Consider the following 18970-nt stretch of genomic DNA (forward strand, 5'->3'; position numbering starts at 1 on the left):
CCGCATGATCTCCGGGACAACCGGTGCCACCGGGTCCGGATCATGCTCCCGGGGTCAGCCGCCGAGCTGACCCTTGGTCGAGGGCACTTCGCCCTGGGCACGCGGATCGATCGCAACCGCGGTCCGGAGCGCCCTCGCCAAACCCTTGAAGCAGGATTCGGAGATATGATGGCTATTCTCGCCATATAGGGTCTCGACGTGGAGAGTCACGCCGGCGTTCATCGCGAAGGCATTGAACCACTCGCGCACCAGCTCGGTGTCGAACTCGCCGATCTTGTCGCGCGGGAACTCGACCTTGAACACCAGCACCGGGCGGCCGGAGATATCGATCACGACGCGCGACAGCGTCTCGTCCATCGGCATGTGGATCGAGGCGTAGCGGGTGATGCCGGCCATGTTGCCGAGCGCTTGCTTCACGGCCTGCCCGAGCGCGATCCCGACGTCTTCGGTGGTGTGGTGGTAATCGACATGGAGGTCGCCATCCGCCTTCACCGTGATGTCGATGCGCGAATGCCGGGCCAGGAGGTCGAGCATATGGTCGAAGAAGCCGATCCCGGTCGAAACCGTGGATACGCCTGCTCCGTCGAGGTTGACCGTCACCTCGATGTCGGTCTCCTTGGTCTTGCGCTTGATGGTTGCGGTGCGCATGAAGATTAAGCTTTCCCGTGCCGAAAACGCCGGTCTTTTAACAGGCTGATGTCACCTTCGCTACTGCGGGATGACCCGGAAACGCCCCAACTTCGGGCCATGGTGACCGGAAATCCTTGTCGATTTAGTTTTGACGCGTTTTCTTCACGCGATCCGGTGCCCACTTCGCTCGAAAACGCTCTGATTTCCCCCGATTGTAACCCCCTGCCCGACCGCCTAAATCTGCCCGGAAGAGAGGTAACCTATGCAAGTATCCCAAAATGAGCTGCCGGTCTGGCATGGCACCACGATCTGCACCGTCCGCAAGGGCGGCAAGGTGGTGATCGGCGGCGATGGGCAGGTCTCGATCGGCCAGACCGTGATCAAGGCCAACGCCAAGAAGGTCCGCCGGATCGGCAAGGGCGACGTGATCGGCGGCTTTGCCGGCGCCACCGCCGACGCCTTCACCCTGTTCGAGCGCCTGGAGAGCAAGCTGGAGCAATATCCGGGGCAATTGACCCGGGCCGCCGTCGAGCTCGCCAAGGACTGGCGGACCGACCGCTATCTGCGCCGGCTGGAGGCCATGATGATCGTGGCCGACAAGGACGTTTCCCTGGTGCTGACCGGCACCGGCGACGTGCTGGAGCCCGAGTCCGGGGTCATGGCGATCGGTTCCGGCGGCAATTACGCCCTCGCCGCGGCCCGCGCGCTGGTCGATACCGACAAGGACGCCGAGACCATCGTGCGCCGCGCGCTGGATATCGCCGCCGATATCTGCGTCTACACCAACCGCAACGTGACGATCGAGACGATCGGCGGCTGAGCATGGCCGGCGCCTATCATTTCCGCCCGATGACGACCGCCGACCTGCCGCGGATCAAGCAGTGGCTGACGTTGCCGCATGTCCGGGAGTGGTGGGGCGATCCGGCCGAGCAGTACGCGCTGGTCAGCGGTGACCTCGACGAGGCGGCGATGGACCAATTCATCGTTAGCACCGAGGGCAACGATTTCGGCTACCTCCAGTGCTACGACCTGACGGCCTGGAATTCCGGTTTCGGCAAGCAACCAGACGGCACGCGCGGAATCGATCTCTTCATCGGCGAGCTCACCATGGTCGCGCGTGGCCACGGCTCGGCGCTTATCCGTGCCTTTGCCGACGACCGGCTGGCGCAAGGCGCGCCACGCATCGTCACCGACCCCGATCCGGCCAATGCGCGTGCCGTGCGCGCCTATGCGAAAGCGGGCTTTCGGGAAGCCGGAATGGTCGACACGCCCGACGGGCCGGCACTGCTGATGGTCCGCGACGCATGATGATCGCGCAAAAGTCCGGCACCGGCGTTCCGGCGTGGCAGTGGTTCGCGATTGCCGCCGCGCTGCTCGTGCTGCAGGCTGCGCTGCTCTATGCGATGGGCCGCCTGCCGATCTGCGCCTGCGGCTATGTCAAGCTCTGGCATGGCACGGTGCAGAGCTCGGAGAATTCGCAGCACATCGCCGATTGGTACACGCTGTCGCATGTGCTGCATGGCCTGTTGTTCTATGGCCTGACCTTCCTGGCGCTGCCTCAGCTCGCCTGGCCGGGGCGGCTGATTGTCGCGATGCTGATCGAAGGCAGCTGGGAGCTCGTCGAAAACTCCAACTGGATCATCGAGCGCTACCGCGCCGGCACGATCTCGCTCGATTATTACGGCGACACCATCGTCAATTCGGTGTCGGATACGCTTGCGATGGTTTTCGGCTTCCTGCTGGCGCGCAAGCTGCCGATCGCCGCGACTGTCGCACTCGGCGTTGTGTTCGAAATCGTGATGCTGCTTCACATTCGCGACAATCTGACACTCAACATCATCATGCTGATCCACCCGTTCGAGGCGATCAGGCAGTGGCAAGCCGGGCCGCCCATCCTTTAGGCGGATCATGACCACCGCTTGCCGAGACCCCGATTTCAACCTAGCTAGAGCCAATGACCGACTTCTCCCCCCGCGAAATCGTTTCTGAACTTGACCGTTTCATCGTCGGCCAGGCCGATGCCAAGCGCGCCGTCTCGATCGCGCTGCGCAACCGCTGGCGGCGGCTGCAGCTTTCCGGTTCCCTGCGCGAGGAGGTTCTGCCCAAGAACATCCTGATGATCGGGCCGACCGGCGTCGGCAAGACCGAGATCGCGCGGCGGCTGGCCAAGCTCGCGGGCGCGCCGTTCCTCAAGGTCGAGGCCACCAAATTCACCGAGGTCGGCTATGTCGGCCGCGACGTCGAGCAGATCGTCCGCGACCTCGTCGAGGTGGCGATCGCGCAGACCCGCGAGCGCAAGCGCAAGGACGTCCAGGCCCGCGCCCAGCTTGCCGCCGAGGAGCGCGTGCTGGATGCGCTGGTCGGCCCCGGATCGAGCCCGGCGACGCGGGAGTCGTTCCGCAAGAAGCTGCGCGCCGGCGAGCTCAACGACAAGGAAATCGAGATCGAGACGCAGTCGGGAAGCAGCGGCATGCCGATGTTCGAAATCCCCGGCATGCCCGGCGCCCAGATGGGCGCGATCTCGCTCGGCGACATCTTCGGCAAGATGGGCGGACGCAGCAAGACCCGCCGCCTGACGGTGGAAGGCTCGCACGAGATCCTCGTCAACGAGGAATCCGACAAGCTGCTCGACACCGACCAGCTGGTGCAGGAGGCGATCAACGCCGTCGAGAACAACGGCATCGTCTTCCTCGACGAGATCGACAAGATCTGCGTGCGCGAGAACCGCGCCGGCGGCGACGTCTCCCGCGAGGGCGTGCAGCGCGACCTGCTGCCGCTGATCGAAGGCACCACGGTCTCGACCAAGCACGGCGCGGTCAAGACCGACCACATCCTGTTCATCGCCTCGGGCGCCTTCCACATCGCCAAGCCCTCGGACCTGTTGCCCGAATTGCAGGGCCGCCTGCCGATCCGCGTCGAGTTGCAGGCGCTGACCCGCGACGACATGCGCCGGATCCTGACCGAGCCGGAAGCCTCGCTGATCAAGCAATATGTCGCGCTGCTGAAGACCGAGGGCGTCACGCTCGACATCACCGACGGCGCGATCGACGCGCTGGCCGATGTCGCGGTCGCGGTCAATTCGACGGTCGAGAACATCGGCGCGCGGCGGCTGCAGACCGTGATGGAGCGGGTGCTGGACGATATCTCCTTCACCGCCCCCGATCGCCACGGCGAGACCATCCAGGTCGACGCCGACTACGTTACCAAGCATGTCGGCGACCTCGCCAAGAACGCCGATCTGAGCCGGTTTATTTTGTAAGCGGCCACCGCAGTCGTCCCGGCGAAAGCCGGGACCCATAACCACTGATGCCCGTGTTGACCAAGACTCGGGCCGACATTCCTTCTAGAACTGCCTTCGGTGGTTATGGGTCCCGGGTCGCGTGGAGTTTATCATCGGGCGGCGCTTGGCGCCGACCTGGTGGCTTGCCCGGGACGACGAGAGTGGGCGATCGATGAGTCTGCGAGTCTGGGAGAGACCCTGGCGCTTGATGCTGGCCGTCAATGCGGCCGTGCTGGTCGGGGTGTTCCTGCACAAGATCGCGCTGCCGCCCTTCGTCCCCTACATCCACCTGCTGGTCGACTATCACTACGGCTTCACCAAGCGCGCGCTGGTCGGCGCGATCGTGTCGCTGTTCACCGACAAGGTGCCGGTATGGCTGGTGTTCGCGCTGGCCGGCGCGATCTGGCTGGTGACGCTCGGACTGTTCGTCAAACTGTTTCGGCGCACATTCGGCTTCGACGATGCGCATTGGCCGCTGTTCGTCTTCATCGCGGGCTCGCCGTTCTTCCTGAAGAATTTCATGCACACGCTCGGCCATTTCGACATCTATGGCTGTGCGCTGGCGATCGTGCTGCTGCTGATCCCGGCGCGCTCGGTCGTCTACGTGCTGATCGCGGCGCTGTTCTCGATCCTGCTGATCCTGGTCCATCACATCTTCGTCCTGATGTATGTGCCGACCATCACGGCGATCGTGGTGCTGCGCTTCTATCTGATGCAGAACGCGACGCCGCGGAACATCGCCGTCGGCCTCGCGGCGCTCGCCGCGGTCGGCATCCTGTTCCTGGTCGCGCAGTTCGCCGGCACGGTCGAGGTGCCCTATGACGCGTTCATCCGTCACCTGCAGAGCCGGATGGCCGATCCGTGGCGGACCGATCTGCTTCAGTTCGGTTACATCTGGTACCAGCCGCTGTCGAAGGAGTTCGCCGACACCTGGGCGCGGATGCCCTCGAACATCCTGGGCGTCCCGGTGTTTGCGCTGCTGATCTGGCTGCATGCGCCGCTGTCGCGCTATTTCGCGCGGCTGATCGGCGCGCTGGCGAACGAGCTGCATCGGCGGATCGTGCTCGCCGCGCTCGTCATGATCAGCGCAGGTTATCTCGTGATGTTCGTGACCGTGTTCGACTATTCGCGCTGGATCTCGAACTGGGCGGTTTGCATTTTCCTGATGCTGCATGCGGTGAAGATGCTGCCCGCGTCGAAGGACGTGCCGCCGATCCCGTCAGATGATCGCAAGACGACGGTCTTCGGCTGGGTCATCACGCTGATCCCGCGCGTCGGAATTGTCCGGCCTTTTTAGCGTTAGCCCCGCGCGCGCCGGACGCGGACGTAAAGCGCGCCCTCGCCGCCATGGCCGATATGCGCTTCCTCGAAACCGACGACGAGGGAGCGGAATTCCGGAAGGCTGAGCCATTCCGGAACCTGGCGGCGCAGCACGCCGCGTTCGGACTCCAGACCGCCGACCTTGCCCTTGCCGGTGATGACGAGCACGAAAGTGAGCCCGTCGCTGTGCGCGCGCTGCAGGAAGGTGAAGAGCACACGATGCGCGCGCATCTGGGTCATGCCGTGCAGATCGAGCCGCGCATCGATCTCCTGCCGGCCGCGCGACAGCCTTGCACGTTCGCGGCGACCGATCGGTGCCAGCGGCGGCACGTGTGGACGCGGCGCCGGCGCCGCCTTGGCTGACGTCGCCGGCTTGATCGGGATGGGCTTGGTCGCGGCGTGATGCGTGGCCGGGTCAGCGGCGACGCCGTGGGCTTTCGGTGCGGCCGGCTTCTTGCGCAGCGGCTTGACCTGCTTGGCGACGCTTTCCCAAAGCGCACGCTCCTCTTCGCTCAGCGCGCGCTTGCGCCGCGACGGAGCGGACGGATCGGGGATCGGCGCGGGTCGTTTCATTGATCGCGGTGATGGCGAGTGCGCCTGTAGCGCCGCTTCTCCGGTTGCTGCGGAATGTCGGGCCGGGCAACCGGCAACGGCACCGGTTCTGCCACAGGCGCAGCCTGCGCGACAGGGGTTGTTGCCGGAGCAGCGGCGGGCGCGGCATCCTTCGCGGCCGGGCTCTTGGCGGCGTGATTGGCCGCGTCCTTGCTCCCGGCCTTGGCGATGGTCACCGTCGGCACATCCGCAGGCTTCGCCGCCGCCTTGTCCTTCTGCGGATCGGTCTGCGGAAACAGTTTTGCGATCTTGGCCGACGGCCGCTCGTCAGGGATCGGCAGCTTGTGGCCGCGCGCGACGGGGTCGAGCCCCTTCGGCACCAGTATCACGAACTGCATATTGTGCCGCAGCCGGCCCGAGACCTTTCCGGCATCCGCGCCGGCGCCGAAATAGAGATCGGCGCGCGCCGGGCCAACGATCGCAGACCCAGTATCCTGCGCGATCATCAGCCGGTGGAACGGCGTCTTCGACTGCTCGGATTCGATCGGCAATTCGCCCGCGATGAAGAACGGCGTGCCGTAGACATGCAGCGCCTTGTCGACCGCGATCGAGCGGCCGGGCGTCAGCGGCACGCCCTGCGCGCCGACGGCCTCGTCCTTGTCGGACAGCGGCACCTCGCGGAAGAACACGTAGGCGCGGTTCTGCCGTCGCAGCTCCTTGGCGCCGTCGGGGTTCTGCTCCATCCACTCCCTGATCTTCTGCATCGACATCTGCTCCTTCGGGATGATGCCGCGCTCGATCAGCACGCGTCCGACCGGCGTGTAGGGATAGCCATTATGCGCGTCGTAATTGATGCGCAGCGTGGTGCCGTCCTCGAGCTTGATCCGTGCCGAGCCCTGGATCTGCGTGAACAGCAGGTCGGTCTGGTTCTTCAGCCAGCAGATCTCGAGCCCGCGGCCGGCGATCGCGCCGTCCTCGATCTGGCCGCGGTCGTAATAGGGCACCAGCTTGCGGCGGCCGATCTTGCGATACACCGGACCGCTGTTGGGCAGGCCGACGGACGCTTGCGTCTTGCCGCGCACGAACAGGTTGGACGGCCGGCGATAGACCGGAACATTGTAGACGTCGGTCTGGGTCCGCGATCCCTCGAGCACCGGCTCGTAATAGCCGGTGACGAAGCCGGCCTCCTCGCCGAGCCGCGAGATGCGCAGCGGCACGAAGTTCTGCTCGAAGAACTCCCTGGCTTTCGCGCCACTGGCGAGATCGAGTCCCTTGGCGATCCGGCAGGGATCGCGCAGCGAGCTGCCGAGCGCCTTCGACTCCGCGGGCGCGCCCTGCTGGGCCGCGATCGGCTTGCAGCTGGTGCGAAACGCCTTGTAGGCCGCGAGATGATCGTCGTCGCTCCAGCCGGCGACATTGGCCCAGGCCAGTGGTTCGTACTGGCTGCCGCTGAGCTGCAGCGGCAATTCCAGATCGGGATAGGGGATCGGGTGGGTGTGCTCGTGTCGCGGCGCGGCGTGCCGGCTCGACCTGTAGCGCGCGGCGATCGCCGCGGTGGAGCACACAACCGCGAGCGCGCAGCACGCGATCGCGAGGCGCCCGTAGCTGAGATGTTTAGTGAGCGCTTCCAGTGCCAACCAGCTTCCAGTTCGGATCGCGGGAAGTCGAGTCGCGGGCGAATGTCCAGATATCGGTGATGTCGGCGACCTTGTCCGGGCTGCCGTCGACGATGGTTCCCGTCTTGTCGCGGGTGACCGAGATCATCTGCGACACGAAGCGGACGGTCAGCTGGGTCGAGCGATCGCGCGTCTCCGCGCCGACGATCTCGGCCTTGTCGATCGACACGAACCGCGTCTCGGTCTTCTGCTCGTGCTTCTCGCGATCCTTGATCGCGGCCTCGAAGCTCTCATAGACCTCGGTCGACAGCAGGTCGCGCAGCGCACGGCGATCGCCATTGGCGAAGGCCAGCACGATCATTTCGTAGGCCGAGCGGGCGCCCGAGAGGAAATGCCGCGGATCGAACGAGGAATCCTGGAGGGCAACCGCGTCGAGACCCTGGGCCAGCGGCGTGCCGGGCTCGGCGATACCCTTCCAGCGTTCGGTGGGTTCGGCCGGTTCGGCGGGCGCGGCCGGGGCCGGCTGATCGATCACCGATCCCGGGATCGGCACGACGTTGTTATCCTGGCCGCGCTGCAGGACGTTGGGTGCTGCACGATCATACGGCGGCCGCTCGCTTCCCGTGCGCTGGCCAAGGACGCTGCGCAGGCGCAGGAAGATAAATACGGCCAGCGCCAGGAAGATGATGGTGTAGATATCCACGTCGAGTTCGCTTTCTGGTCTCTGCCGGCAACGGGCCGGGCATCAAAGCGTTCCCGGTGGGGAACGGCAGAGATTACATCACCGATTGAGTCCGCAGCATGTAGGCACGAAACTATGCCCGGCCAATGGCGCTTTTTGGCACGGGCAAGTGTAGCGCGTTTTGACCCCGGGAGGAAACCCGTTCCAAGCCGGAAATCGCGCATCTTCAATAATTTAGGAAGCCGTTAAGAGATTGGGCGGAGTTGCGCTCGCCGTCCGGTTGCCGGAGATTTGGCCACCGGCTCGCCCGGGGCGCGGTCGTTCGTCGTCCTTGTGGACCGAGCCGGGCCTATGATAGCCACTCGCCGGCATCGGCATTTCCAAACCTTAACGCGTGCCGTCGGACATCCTGTCCCGAGCGCCGCTCCTGGAGACATTTTCATGACCAATGGCAACGGCACCCCCGTCGAACAGCCCGCCCCCCAGCTCAACGTGCTGGCGCAGTACACCAAGGACCTGTCGTTCGAGAACCCGAATGCGCCGGCCTCGCTCGGCCAGCAACAGCAGCAGCCGGCGATCAACATCCAGATCAACGTTTCCGCCAACAACCTGTCGGAGAACGAGTACGAGGTGATCCTCTCGATCGAGGGCAAGGCCGAGTCGGCGGGCAAGGTGATGTTCAGCTTCGACCTCGCCTATGCCGGCGTCTTCCGGATCGTGAACGTGCCGAAGGAGAACCTGCATCCGCTGGTCATGATCGAGTGCCCGCGACTGCTGTTCCCGTTCGCGCGCGAGATCGTCGCGACCTCGGTCCGCGATGGCGGCTTCCCGCCCCTGTTGCTCGACCCCGTCGATTTCGTCGGCCTCTACCGCCAGAACATGGAGCGCCAGGCCGCCGCCCAGGCCGCTTCCGGCGTCAAGCCGAGCTGAATCACAGTTCGAGAAGCATAACGCCCGGCGAGGTGTAATCCGTCATCCTGAGGAGCCCGCACTTGCGGGCGTCTCGAAGGATCGACGGCCACCGGCCGGGCCGTCATCCTTCGAGACGCCGCTTCGCGGCTCCTCAGGATGACGGGGATATAGAGATCAAGCCGCCGGCGCTGCAGCAGGTGCCGGCGGCGGCAAATAATCGTTCCAGATCGGCTTGTCGCCGAGCGTCGCGACAAAGGCCCGGTGGGCTTCGCGATCCGCGTCGTTGACCCGCGCAACCAGCGGCGTCTCGCGCTGCCGCCGCGGCGCATCACCGTAGCTGCCCGCGCGTGCATCCGACGTTTTCGAGGCCAGGATGAGCTGCGACTGCCGCGCTCCGATCAGGTCGATGTAGACCTCGGCCAGCAGCTCGGCGTCGAGCAAGGCGCCGTGCTTGGTGCGGCGGGAATTGTCGATCTGATAGCGCGAGCAGAGATCGTCGAGCCGGTTCGACACGCCGGGGTGCTTGCGTCGCGCCAGCAGCAGCGTATCGACCAGCCGGTCTTTCGGGATCGCCTTGCGCTTGATGCGGTCGAGCTCGGCGTTGATGAAGCTGATGTCGAACGACGCGTTGTGGATCACCAGCGGCGTATCGCCGATGAAGGCCAGGAACTCGTCGACTACTTCGGTGAACAGCGGCTTGGAGGCCAGGAACTCGGTCGACAGCCCGTGCACGTTGAACGCTTCCAGCGGCATGTCGCGCTCGGGGTTGATGTAGACGTGGTAGGTCTGCCCGGTCGGCATGCGGTTGAAGATCTCGACGCAGCCGATCTCGACCAGCCGGTCGCCGCGCAGCGGATCGAGGCCAGTGGTTTCGGTATCGAGAACGATTTCGCGCATGTCGTGAAGGAATCCGGAAAAGCGGGCCGAATCAGGCGCGCCGCTCCGGCATCTTAACAACCTCGGCCAGAATGTCGCGGATGCGCGCCCGCACCGGATCAAGTCCATGCGAGGTATCCACTATGAAATCCGCGCGCTTGCGCTTCTCGGCGTCCGGCATCTGCTTGGCGATGATGGCATCGAGCTTGGCGGCATCCATGGTGCCGCGCGCCAGCACGCGCTCGCGCTGCAGTTCCGGCGAGGTGGTGACGACGACGACGGCATCGACGCGCTTCTCGCCGCCGGTCTCATACAGCAGCGGCACGTCGACGACGACGATCGGGTGACCGGCGGCCTCCGCATCGGCAAAGAATTTCTGGCGCGACGCGCCGAGCATCGGATGCACGATCTGCTCGAGCTGCTTCATTGCCGCAGGGTCGTGCACCACGCGTGCCGAGAGCTTGGCACGGTCGACCTTGCCGTTCGCAGTGGTACCGGGGAAGGCTGCCTCGATCGCAGGCGCGGCTTCGCCTTCGTAGAGCTGATGCACAGCCGCATCGGCGTCGTACACCGGCACGCCGGCCTCCATGAAGAGTTTGGCCGTGGTGGATTTCCCCATCCCGATCGAGCCGGTCAGTCCAAGAATCAGCATCGCATCAACATCGGTTCAGCATCTCTCCGTCGCCACGCCTCGGCACCTCACACCGCGAGCAGGTTTTCGCGGCGCAGGAATGCGAGCAGCGACAATAGCGGCAGGCCGAGGATGGTGAAATGGTCGCCTTCGATCCGCTCGAACAGATGCACCCCGAGACCCTCAAGCTGGTAGGCGCCGACGCTGGTCGTCACCGCCTCCCCGGCCTGGTCGAGATAGGCCTCGATTTCGCCGGCCGCGAGCCGCCGCATCGTCATCCGGGCGACGCTCACGTTGTCGAACAGGGTCTTTCCATCGCGCGCGACCGAGACGGCGGAATGCAACGCGTGGGTTTGCCCGGCGAGCAGGCCGAGCTGCTCGGCAGCCTGGGCACGGCCGGCAGGCTTGCTGAACATCCGCTGCCCCAGCGCCAGCGTCTGATCGGCACCGACGACATATTGACCCGGCTTCTGCCGCGATATGAACAGCGCCTTCTCGCGCGCCAGCAGCGATGCGATCTCGCCCGGTGCCGAAAGGCCGGAATTTTTCTGCACCGCGCGTTCATCGATATCGGCCGGCAGCGCCTCGAATTCGAGCCCGGCGCTTTCAAGCAGCATCCTTCGCGCCCGGCTTTGCGACGCAAGGATCAGCTTCTGCGGGCCGCGCCAGATGCTCATGATTTGGTGGTCACTCCGACGGCCGCGCGCGCTGGCGGTCGTTATAGAGCTTCAGGATCGCAGCCGCCGTCTCCTCGATCGAGCGACGCGTCACGTCGAGCAATGCCCAGTTGAACTTCGCGCTCAGGCGCCGCGCGAATGCGACCTCGTCGGCCACCGCCTGCTTGTCGATATAGGTGTCATTGTCGCGGTCGCCCATCGTGAGCAGGCGGTTCTGCCGGACCTGGATCAGGCGTTCCGGCGTCGCATGCAGGCTGACCACCAAAGGCTTCTTCAGATTCTCGAGCTGGTGCGGCAGCGGAATGCCCGGCACCAGCGGCACGTTGGCAGTTCTTATGCCGCGGTTGGCGAGATAGATCGAGGTCGGGGTCTTCGACGTGCGGGACACGCCGACCAGGACGACGTCGGCCTCCTCAAGGCCTTCGACATGCTGACCGTCGTCATGGATCATCGTGTAGTTCAGCGCGTCGATCCGGCTGAAATATTCCGCGTTCAGCACATGCTGCGCACCGACGCGTCCGGTCGTCGCGGCACCCAGATACGCCTCGAACAGCTGCATCACCGGCCCGATGATCGACAGGCTCGGCACGTTGATCTCCTTGCACTTGCCCTCAAGCCGACCGACCAGATCCTTCTCGAGCAGCGTGAACAGGACGATGCCGGGCGATTCCTCGATCTCGTCGAGCACGCGATCGAGCTGCTTCTGGCTGCGCACCAGCGGATAGACATGCTCGACCGCGGTCACGTTGGCGTATTGGGCGGCGACCGCGCGCGCCACGGTGATCAGCGTCTCGCCGGTCGAATCAGACACCAGATGCAGGTGGAAATAATTGGAAGTCGTCGGCACCAGAGCCCCTGTCTGTCCTGTGAATCCCTGTGGAGGTCGAGGAGAAGAATCCGGGTCCGCCGCCAGGCCTTTGTATATCTCGTCCCTTTCTTCACAGCACCGCGGAAAAGGATAAGTCGACGTCACGGCAAGGATGATAGTGAACCGGTGTGGATTTGTCTCTTGATAAGCTGGCCGCAGAGCCACGCAACCAATTGAGTCGAGCAACAGATTCCGGATTTTCGCCGCGGCTGGCCGGAATGTTGAGGGATGTGAACAAGCCCCGAAGAATGGCTGGATCGCATTGCATGAGTCAAATTCACCGCCACTAAGACTCAAACCTTAGATTCTAAAATTAATTAGGTTTAGGAGAGCCGTGTGTGCGGATATGTATCCGTCCCTCGCCGGCGGAGCATGGCTCGCAACGCCGAGACCGCCCGAGCTGTTCCCTGAAAGGCATCGCTGCGATGTTGTATGACTGGATCAAGGCCCTGCACATCGTTGCCGTGATCTCCTGGATGGCGGGCATGCTCTATCTGCCGCGGCTGTTCGTCTATCATTGCGAGGCCGAGACCGGCTCGACGCAGTCCGAGACCTTCAAGGTCATGGAGCGGCGGCTTTTGAAGGCGATCATCAACCCCGCGATGATCGTGACCTGGCTTGCCGGGCTTTATCTGGTCTGGGCCGGACACTGGTACCTATCGGGCTGGTTTCACGTCAAATTTACGCTGGTGCTCATCATGTCGGGTATCCACGGCTTTTTGTCCCGCTGCGTGAAGGATTTCGCCGCCGACCGGAATCAGCGGACTCAGAAATTCTACCGTATTATCAACGAGGTGCCGACGCTTCTGATGATCCTGATCGTGATCATGGTGGTCGTGAAGCCGTTCTAGACATCGCGATGCCTAAGAAGCATGCTTCAGTCCTTCTTGCGAAGGACGAATCGATTTTCTATATAAGGTTTATCCCACCCCACGCAGGCGGATGTGGTCGCGTTTCGGTTCTTTTCGGGCCGGCGCCGCATCAGGTTTGAAAGCCCAAACGGCACTTTCCTGGCTGAGACCTGCGGACCTTCCTTTGGCGTCCGCTTTTTCCAAGCCACCTCGCACCCCTTCCCTACTTACTTCCTCACAGGACGACCCCGATGCGGGAAATCAAACTCCAGGACCTCAAATCGAAAACGCCGGCCGAGCTCGTCTCGTTCGCGGAAGAGAATGGGGTCGAGAATGCCAGCACCATGCGTAAGCAGGAGCTGATGTTCGCAATTCTCAAGAACCTCGCCGCCGCCGAGACCGACATTGTCGGCGAGGGCGTTGTGGAGGTGCTGTCCGATGGATTCGGCTTCCTTCGTTCGCCCGACGCGAACTACCTGCCCGGTCCCGACGACATCTACGTCTCGCCGTCGCAGATCCGCCGCTTCGGCCTGCGCACCGGCGACACCATCGAAGGCCACATCCGCAGCCCGAAGGAAGGCGAACGCTATTTCGCGCTGCTGAAGGTCAACACGCTCAATTTCGAAGACCCGGAAAAGTCGAAGCACAAGGTCAATTTCGACAACCTCACGCCGCTGTTTCCCAATCAGCGTTTCCGCATGGAGCTCGAGGATTCCACCAAGAAAGACCTTTCTGCCCGCGTGATCGACATCGTCGCGCCGATCGGCAAGGGCCAGCGCGCGTTGATCGTGGCGCCGCCGCGCACCGGCAAGACGGTGCTGATGCAGAACATCGCGCACTCGATCACCGCCAATCATCCGGACTGCTATCTGATCGTGCTGCTGATCGACGAACGTCCGGAAGAAGTCACGGACATGCAGCGCTCGGTGAAGGGCGAGGTGGTGTCGTCGACCTTCGACGAGCCGGCCGTGCGTCACGTCCAGGTCGCCGAGATGGTGATCGAGAAGGCCAAGCGCCTCGTCGAGCACGGCCGCGACGTCGTGATCTTGCTCGATTCGATCACGCGCCTCGGCCGCGCCTACAACACCGTCGTGCCGTCATCCGGCAAGGTGCTGACCGGCGGTGTCGACGCCAACGCCCTGCAGCGTCCGAAGCGCTTCTTCGGTGCCGCGCGCAACATCGAGGAGGGCGGTTCGCTGACCATCATCGCGACCGCGCTGGTCGACACCGGCAGCCGCATGGACGAAGTCATCTTCGAAGAGTTCAAGGGAACCGGTAACTCCGAACTGATCCTCGACCGCAAGGTTTCGGACAAGCGGACCTTCCCGGCGATCGACATCGCCCGCTCGGGCACCCGCAAGGAGGAACTGATCACCGATCCGCAGGTGCTGAAGAAGATGTACGTCCTGCGCCGCATCCTCAATCCGATGGGCACCATGGACGCGATCGACTTCCTGCTCGACAAGCTCCGGAACACGAAGAGCAACTCGGAATTCTTCGATTCCATGAACACCTGAGGCCATAACACTTGAGGCCATGGGCCGAAAGGAAAGGGCGCTCCGCACAAGCGGGGCGCCCTTTTTCATGCTGCGGGTTTGCTGCAGCATAACGCAGCATGAATTGGGGTCGGCTGCTGCGCAGGCATTCATTTAACTGTCTGATATAATTTATATTTATATCCTGGCTTTGTGAGCAGGGTGGTGACACCGCAGCAAAATTGCTGCGCGGCTGCTGCGCAGGAAAGCAGGGCGCATGTTGCATTGCAGCATTATACCCTGGGGGCATGCGAGATCGAAGCGGCATTGCCTTTGCTGATTTGCTGGAAGAAATAAGCGATGCATCCGCGCGACCAGACCATCTTCGCACTATCCTCCGGCCGGCCGCCGAGTGCGATCGCCATTGTCAGGCTGTCTGGCCCAATGGCCGAGTCGGTCATTGCGGGACTTGCAGGCAAGATGCCGACCCCGCGAATGGCAACCCGCGCGCTGCTCCACGATTCGAACCATCAGCCAATCGATGACGCGGTCGTGTTGTGGTTTCCTGGCCCAGCGAGTGCGACCGGCGAGGATGTCGCCGAGTTCCATGTCCACGGCGGACGCGCGGTGTTGGCGGCGCTATTCGATGCCATCGCCGGGTTCGAGAATGTGCGGCCGGCCGAGCCCGGCGAATTCACTCGGCGGGCATTCGAGAACGGCAAGCTCGACCTGACCGAGGCCGAAGGCCTCGACGATCTGATCCACGCCGATACCGACCGCCAGCGGCGGCAGGCGCTGCGCCAGCTCAAGGGGTTGCTCGGCGATCGCGCGCGTGACTGGCGCGAGCGGATCATCGCGGCGTCGGCGTTGATTGAGGCCGGCATCGATTTCTCCGATGAAGGCGATGTGCCGGCGGAGCTGATCGCGCCGGCGCTCGAGCGGATCCGGGCGCTGCACCATGAGATAAAGGGAGTGCTTGCGGGGCAGGGGCAAAGTGAGCGGCTGCGCGACGGCCTGGTGGTCGCGATCGCGGGCCCGCCGAATGTCGGCAAATCGACCCTGATCAATCAACTTGCCAAGCGCGAGGTCGCGATCGTCTCGCCGCATGCCGGCACGACCCGCGACGTGATCGAGGTCCAGCTCGATCTCGACGGCTATCCCGTCACGGTCATCGACACCGCCGGAATCCGTGAGACCAATGACCCCGTGGAGCAGGAGGGGGTCCGCCGCGCCCGGGCCCGCGCCGCGGAAGCCGATCTCGTACTGTGGCTGGCGGACAGCGGCAGCGCGGAGGTGGGACATGGCGGCTCGACCCCAACCTGGCTGGTGCGGAACAAGATCGACCTCGTCAGGAACCTACGGGGCGAGGGAGGTAGCTATCCCGAATTCAGGATCTCCGCTGCCCGCGGCGATGGCCTCTCTGAGCTGATCGCCGCACTGGTCGGTTTCGCTCACGACTATTTCGCGACCAGCGAGGGAGGTCTGATCAGCCGGGCCCGGCAGCGCGGATTGCTTGAGGAGACCGTCGAGTCCCTTCAGCGCAGCATCGACGTGGTCGGGCAGGGCGAGGAACTCGCCGCTGAGGAACTTCGCCGTGCGGCCACCTCACTTGGCCGCCTGCTTGGTCGGGTCGACGTCGAGGACATCCTGGACGTGATCTTCCGTGAGTTCTGCGTCGGCAAGTAGCCGTCAGCCATCTGTTTCACGTGAAACATGGTTTCGATTTGGTTAAGAAGGCCGTGCTGTTTCACGTGAAACAATGCCCCTGAGGCGACTGACCTGTTTCACGTGAAACAGCCCGTGCCGTCATTGCGTGCGAAACGACGCAATCCATATCTCGCTGGGATGGCCGGGTCGCGGATCGCGGCCCCAACTTCGTTCTTCCGGCTTTCATCACTCCACGATAGAAGTCCCGCCATGACATCCAAGGCAGACTCATTCGACGTCATCGTTATCGGCGGCGGCCATGCCGGCTGTGAGGCCGCGAGCGCGGCCGCCCGGATCGGCGCGAAGACCGCCCTGGTGACCCATCGCTTCGCGACCATCGGCGCGATGTCGTGCAATCCCGCGATCGGAGGGCTCGGCAAGGGCCATCTGGTCCGCGAAGTCGACGCGCTGGACGGTCTGATGGGTCGTGTCGCCGACGCCGGCGGCATCCAGTTCCGCATGCTCAATCGCCGCAAGGGTCCGGCGGTCCGCGGACCGCGGGCCCAGGCCGACCGCAAGCTTTATGCGGCCGCGATGCAGGCGGCGATTGCCGAGACCGCGAACCTCAGCGTCATCGAGGGCGAGGCGGATGAGCTGATTGTCGTTGATGGACGCGTGACCGGCATCCGCCTGGGCAACAGCCGCCAGCTTGCGGCGGGTGCGGTTGTGATCACGACCGGGACCTTCCTGCGCGGTCTGATCCATCTCGGCGAAAAGAACTGGCCGGCTGGCCGGGTGGGCGAGGCGCCGGCCATGGGGCTGTCCGCCTCGTTCGAACAGGCCGGTTTTGTGCTCGGCCGGCTCAAGACCGGAACGCCGCCGCGTCTCGACGGCACCACGATCGACTGGTCCGCGGTCGAAATGCAGCCCGGAGACGAGCCTCCGGAGCCGTTGTCGGTCATGACGGACCGGATCACGACCCCGCAGATCCAGTGCGGCATCACCCGGACCACGCCGGCGACCCATGAGGTGATCCGGGCCAATGTGCATCGCTCGCCGATGTATTCCGGCCAGATCAAGAGCTCCGGACCGCGCTATTGCCCTTCTATCGAGGACAAGATCGTCCGGTTCGGCGATCGTGACGGTCACCAGATCTTCCTGGAGCCGGAAGGGCTCGACGACAGCACGGTCTATCCCAACGGCATCTCGACCTCGCTTCCGGAGGAAGTGCAGCTCGCGATCCTCGCCAGCATCCCCGGTCTTGAGCGGGTGAAGATGGTCCGGCCGGGCTATGCGATCGAATACGACCACGTCGATCCCCGCGAGCTCGATCCGACCCTTGAGACCAAGCGCCTGCGCGGGCTTTTTCTCGCCGGCCAAATCAATGGCACCACGGGATACGAAGAGGCGGCCGGGCAGGGCATCGTTGCCGGGCTCAATGCCGCATTGGCCGCCAGCGGGACCGATCCGATCGTATTCGACCGCGCAGACGGCTATCTCGGGGTGATGATCGACGACCTCGTGACCCGCGGGATCACCGAGCCCTATCGCATGTTCACCTCGCGCGCCGAGTATCGGCTGACGTTGCGGGCCGATAATGCCGACCAGCGGCTGACCGACAAGGGGATCGCGCTCGGATGCGTCGGTGGGGCACGCGCGGAGCGTCACCGGACCAAGATGGCGGCCTTGAATGCGGCCAAGACCTTGGCGAAGTCGCTCGCGATCACGCCGAATGAGGCTGCAAAGCATGGACTGGCACTCAATCGCGACGGCCATCGCCGGTCCGCCTTCGAGCTGCTGGCCTATCCGGAGATCGAGTGGCCGGCAGTCCGGGCGATCTGGCCGGAGCTGTCGGCCATTGACCCTGCGATCGCTGTGCATCTCGAGATCGATGCCAAATATGATGTCTATCTGAAGCGCCAGACCGCCGACGTTGACGCCTTCCGGCGTGACGAGGGCCTGGTCCTGACCGATGTCGACTATGCCGATGTACCCGGCCTTTCGAACGAAGCGCGCGCCAAGTTGCAGAAGGCGCAGCCGCGGACGGTCGGGCAGGCGGGCCGAATCGACGGCATGACGCCGGCGGCGCTAGGTATCCTGGCGGCCTATCTGCGGCGCGAGGCGCGACGGAAATCAGCCAAGGCGATGGCCTGACGTTTCACGTGAAACGGGAGGGATGAGCGCCTATCTTTTGCAAGGGCGAATCGACGGATCCCGGCGCTCTTCGGCCTCCCGCTCGGTTTTCATTTCGTCAGACGGTACGGCCTGCACCAAGAATGGCTCCTGCCCCGCAATCCGCACAACTCAGCGTCTCCGCCAAGGACAAGGCGGCGGCGCTCGCGCTGACGCCTGTTTCACGTGAAACAGAGGCCCGGCTCGATCGCTACATCGCCCTCCTTCTGGAGTGGCAGGCCAAGACCAATCTCGTCGCCCCCTCCACGCTCCCGAATCTCTGGACCCGCCACGTCTCCGATTCGTTGCAGCTCCTGAGCCTTGCGCCAACAGCAAGGTCCTGGGTCGACCTCGGCAGCGGCGGCGGCTTTCCCGGCGTCGTGCTCGCCTGCGCGTTGGCCGAGACACCTGGCGCGTCGATCCATCTGGTTGAGCGAATCGCCAAGAAGGCCGCATTCTTGCGTGAGGCGATTCGGGTCACGGCGTCTCCTGGGACGGTGCACTTGGCTGATATCGGGGATACTGTGGATAGAATCGCGGGCCCCATCGATTGCGTCACCGCGCGGGCGTTGGCTCCGTTACATCAACTGATCGGCTTTGCAGAGCCGTGGGTCAAAAAGGGCGCTAAGGCGCTGTTTTTGAAGGGTCAAGATGTAGATGCCGAATTGACCGAGGCTACTAAATATTGGAATATTGAGCCAAAGCTACACGCCAGCCGGACCGGCGGACAGGGCTGGATCGTCGAACTCGGGTCAATCGAGCGGCGCTAGGGGACTCCGCA

The 18970-nt window shown here is 64.0% G+C and carries 19 protein-coding genes; 11 read left to right on the top strand and 8 right to left on the bottom strand.

Annotation, left to right across the window (positions count from 1 at the left end):
- Positions 1 to 54: 54 nt before the first annotated feature.
- Complete coding sequence (gene hisB, locus XH92_RS00965) at positions 55 to 648, bottom strand: imidazoleglycerol-phosphate dehydratase HisB (protein WP_021078165.1); 594 nt, start codon at positions 646 to 648, stop codon at positions 55 to 57.
- Positions 649 to 892: 244 nt separating this feature from the next.
- Here hisB and hslV point away from each other — a divergent pair, with 244 nt between their 5' ends.
- From hslV to XH92_RS00990, 5 genes are all read left to right on the top strand, one after another.
- The gene (gene hslV, locus XH92_RS00970; RefSeq protein WP_194457570.1) at positions 893 to 1450 is read left to right on the top strand and encodes an ATP-dependent protease subunit HslV; all 558 of its coding nucleotides are present in this window, start codon (positions 893 to 895) and stop codon (positions 1448 to 1450) included.
- Positions 1451 to 1452: 2 nt separating this feature from the next.
- On the top strand, positions 1453 to 1938 hold the full coding sequence (locus tag XH92_RS00975; RefSeq protein WP_194457571.1) for a GNAT family N-acetyltransferase: 486 nt from the start codon (positions 1453 to 1455) through the stop codon (positions 1936 to 1938).
- Positions 1935 to 2531 carry a DUF2585 domain-containing protein gene (locus tag XH92_RS00980; RefSeq protein ID WP_194457572.1) on the top strand — a complete coding sequence of 199 codons (597 nt, stop codon included), beginning with the start codon at positions 1935 to 1937 and terminating at the stop codon, positions 2529 to 2531. Before XH92_RS00975 ends, XH92_RS00980 begins: the two co-directional genes overlap by 4 nt.
- A gap of 53 nt (positions 2532 to 2584) precedes the next feature.
- A complete protein-coding gene (gene hslU / locus XH92_RS00985) occupies positions 2585 to 3889 on the top strand; it encodes an ATP-dependent protease ATPase subunit HslU (protein ID WP_194457573.1) in 1305 nt (434 codons plus the stop codon).
- A 193-nt stretch (positions 3890 to 4082) separates the two neighbouring features.
- The gene (locus XH92_RS00990; protein ID WP_194457574.1) at positions 4083 to 5207 is read left to right on the top strand and encodes a hypothetical protein; all 1125 of its coding nucleotides are present in this window, start codon (positions 4083 to 4085) and stop codon (positions 5205 to 5207) included.
- Between the two features lie 2 nt (positions 5208 to 5209).
- On the opposite strand, the gene XH92_RS00995 is transcribed toward XH92_RS00990, so the two are convergent.
- The 3 genes from XH92_RS00995 to XH92_RS01005 are packed head-to-tail and all read right to left on the bottom strand — an operon-like array spanning position 5210 to position 8101.
- Positions 5210 to 5803, bottom strand: a complete 594-nt coding sequence (locus XH92_RS00995) for a Smr/MutS family protein (RefSeq protein WP_194457575.1) — start codon at positions 5801 to 5803, stop codon at positions 5210 to 5212.
- The gene (locus XH92_RS01000) at positions 5800 to 7419 is read right to left on the bottom strand and encodes a murein transglycosylase A (RefSeq protein WP_246788162.1); all 1620 of its coding nucleotides are present in this window, start codon (positions 7417 to 7419) and stop codon (positions 5800 to 5802) included. The genes XH92_RS00995 and XH92_RS01000 overlap by 4 nt, the downstream gene beginning before the upstream one ends.
- Entirely contained in the window at positions 7397 to 8101 is a 705-nt protein-coding gene (locus tag XH92_RS01005) for a Tim44/TimA family putative adaptor protein (RefSeq protein ID WP_194457576.1), read from the bottom strand. Before XH92_RS01005 ends, XH92_RS01000 begins: the two co-directional genes overlap by 23 nt.
- Positions 8102 to 8521: 420 nt before the next feature.
- Between XH92_RS01005 and secB the strand changes: the two genes are divergently transcribed.
- Positions 8522 to 9010 carry a protein-export chaperone SecB gene (secB, locus tag XH92_RS01010; RefSeq protein WP_194457577.1) on the top strand — a complete coding sequence of 163 codons (489 nt, stop codon included), beginning with the start codon at positions 8522 to 8524 and terminating at the stop codon, positions 9008 to 9010.
- Between the two features lie 156 nt (positions 9011 to 9166).
- On the opposite strand, the gene dnaQ is transcribed toward secB, so the two are convergent.
- The 4 genes from dnaQ to XH92_RS01030 are packed head-to-tail and all read right to left on the bottom strand — an operon-like array spanning position 9167 to position 12023.
- Entirely contained in the window at positions 9167 to 9889 is a 723-nt protein-coding gene (dnaQ, locus tag XH92_RS01015; RefSeq protein WP_194457578.1) for a DNA polymerase III subunit epsilon, read from the bottom strand.
- 31 nt (positions 9890 to 9920) lie between these two features.
- The gene (gene coaE, locus XH92_RS01020; RefSeq protein WP_194457579.1) at positions 9921 to 10520 is read right to left on the bottom strand and encodes a dephospho-CoA kinase; all 600 of its coding nucleotides are present in this window, start codon (positions 10518 to 10520) and stop codon (positions 9921 to 9923) included.
- Positions 10521 to 10567: 47 nt separating this feature from the next.
- Complete coding sequence (locus XH92_RS01025) at positions 10568 to 11176, bottom strand: Maf family protein (protein ID WP_194457580.1); 609 nt, start codon at positions 11174 to 11176, stop codon at positions 10568 to 10570.
- A 10-nt stretch (positions 11177 to 11186) separates the two neighbouring features.
- The gene (locus tag XH92_RS01030; protein ID WP_194457581.1) at positions 11187 to 12023 is read right to left on the bottom strand and encodes a pyruvate, water dikinase regulatory protein; all 837 of its coding nucleotides are present in this window, start codon (positions 12021 to 12023) and stop codon (positions 11187 to 11189) included.
- A 449-nt stretch (positions 12024 to 12472) separates the two neighbouring features.
- Between XH92_RS01030 and hemJ the strand changes: the two genes are divergently transcribed.
- From hemJ to rsmG, 5 genes are all read left to right on the top strand, one after another.
- Positions 12473 to 12895, top strand: a complete 423-nt coding sequence (hemJ, locus tag XH92_RS01035) for a protoporphyrinogen oxidase HemJ (protein WP_194461051.1) — start codon at positions 12473 to 12475, stop codon at positions 12893 to 12895.
- Positions 12896 to 13146: 251 nt separating this feature from the next.
- On the top strand, positions 13147 to 14412 hold the full coding sequence (gene rho, locus XH92_RS01040; protein ID WP_016841461.1) for a transcription termination factor Rho: 1266 nt from the start codon (positions 13147 to 13149) through the stop codon (positions 14410 to 14412).
- A gap of 318 nt (positions 14413 to 14730) precedes the next feature.
- Positions 14731 to 16056, top strand: coding sequence for a tRNA uridine-5-carboxymethylaminomethyl(34) synthesis GTPase MnmE (gene mnmE / locus XH92_RS01045; RefSeq protein WP_194457582.1), 1326 nt, complete (start codon positions 14731 to 14733; stop codon positions 16054 to 16056).
- Positions 16057 to 16287: 231 nt separating this feature from the next.
- Positions 16288 to 18171: a tRNA uridine-5-carboxymethylaminomethyl(34) synthesis enzyme MnmG gene (mnmG, locus tag XH92_RS01050; RefSeq protein ID WP_194457583.1), complete on the top strand. Its 1884-nt coding sequence runs from the start codon at positions 16288 to 16290 to the stop codon at positions 18169 to 18171.
- Between the two features lie 122 nt (positions 18172 to 18293).
- The gene (gene rsmG / locus XH92_RS01055; protein ID WP_194457584.1) at positions 18294 to 18959 is read left to right on the top strand and encodes a 16S rRNA (guanine(527)-N(7))-methyltransferase RsmG; all 666 of its coding nucleotides are present in this window, start codon (positions 18294 to 18296) and stop codon (positions 18957 to 18959) included.
- Positions 18960 to 18970: the final 11 nt, after the last annotated feature.

It is taken from the genome of Bradyrhizobium sp. CCBAU 53421 (assembly GCF_015291625.1).
Classification (GTDB): Bacteria; Pseudomonadota; Alphaproteobacteria; order Rhizobiales; family Xanthobacteraceae; genus Bradyrhizobium.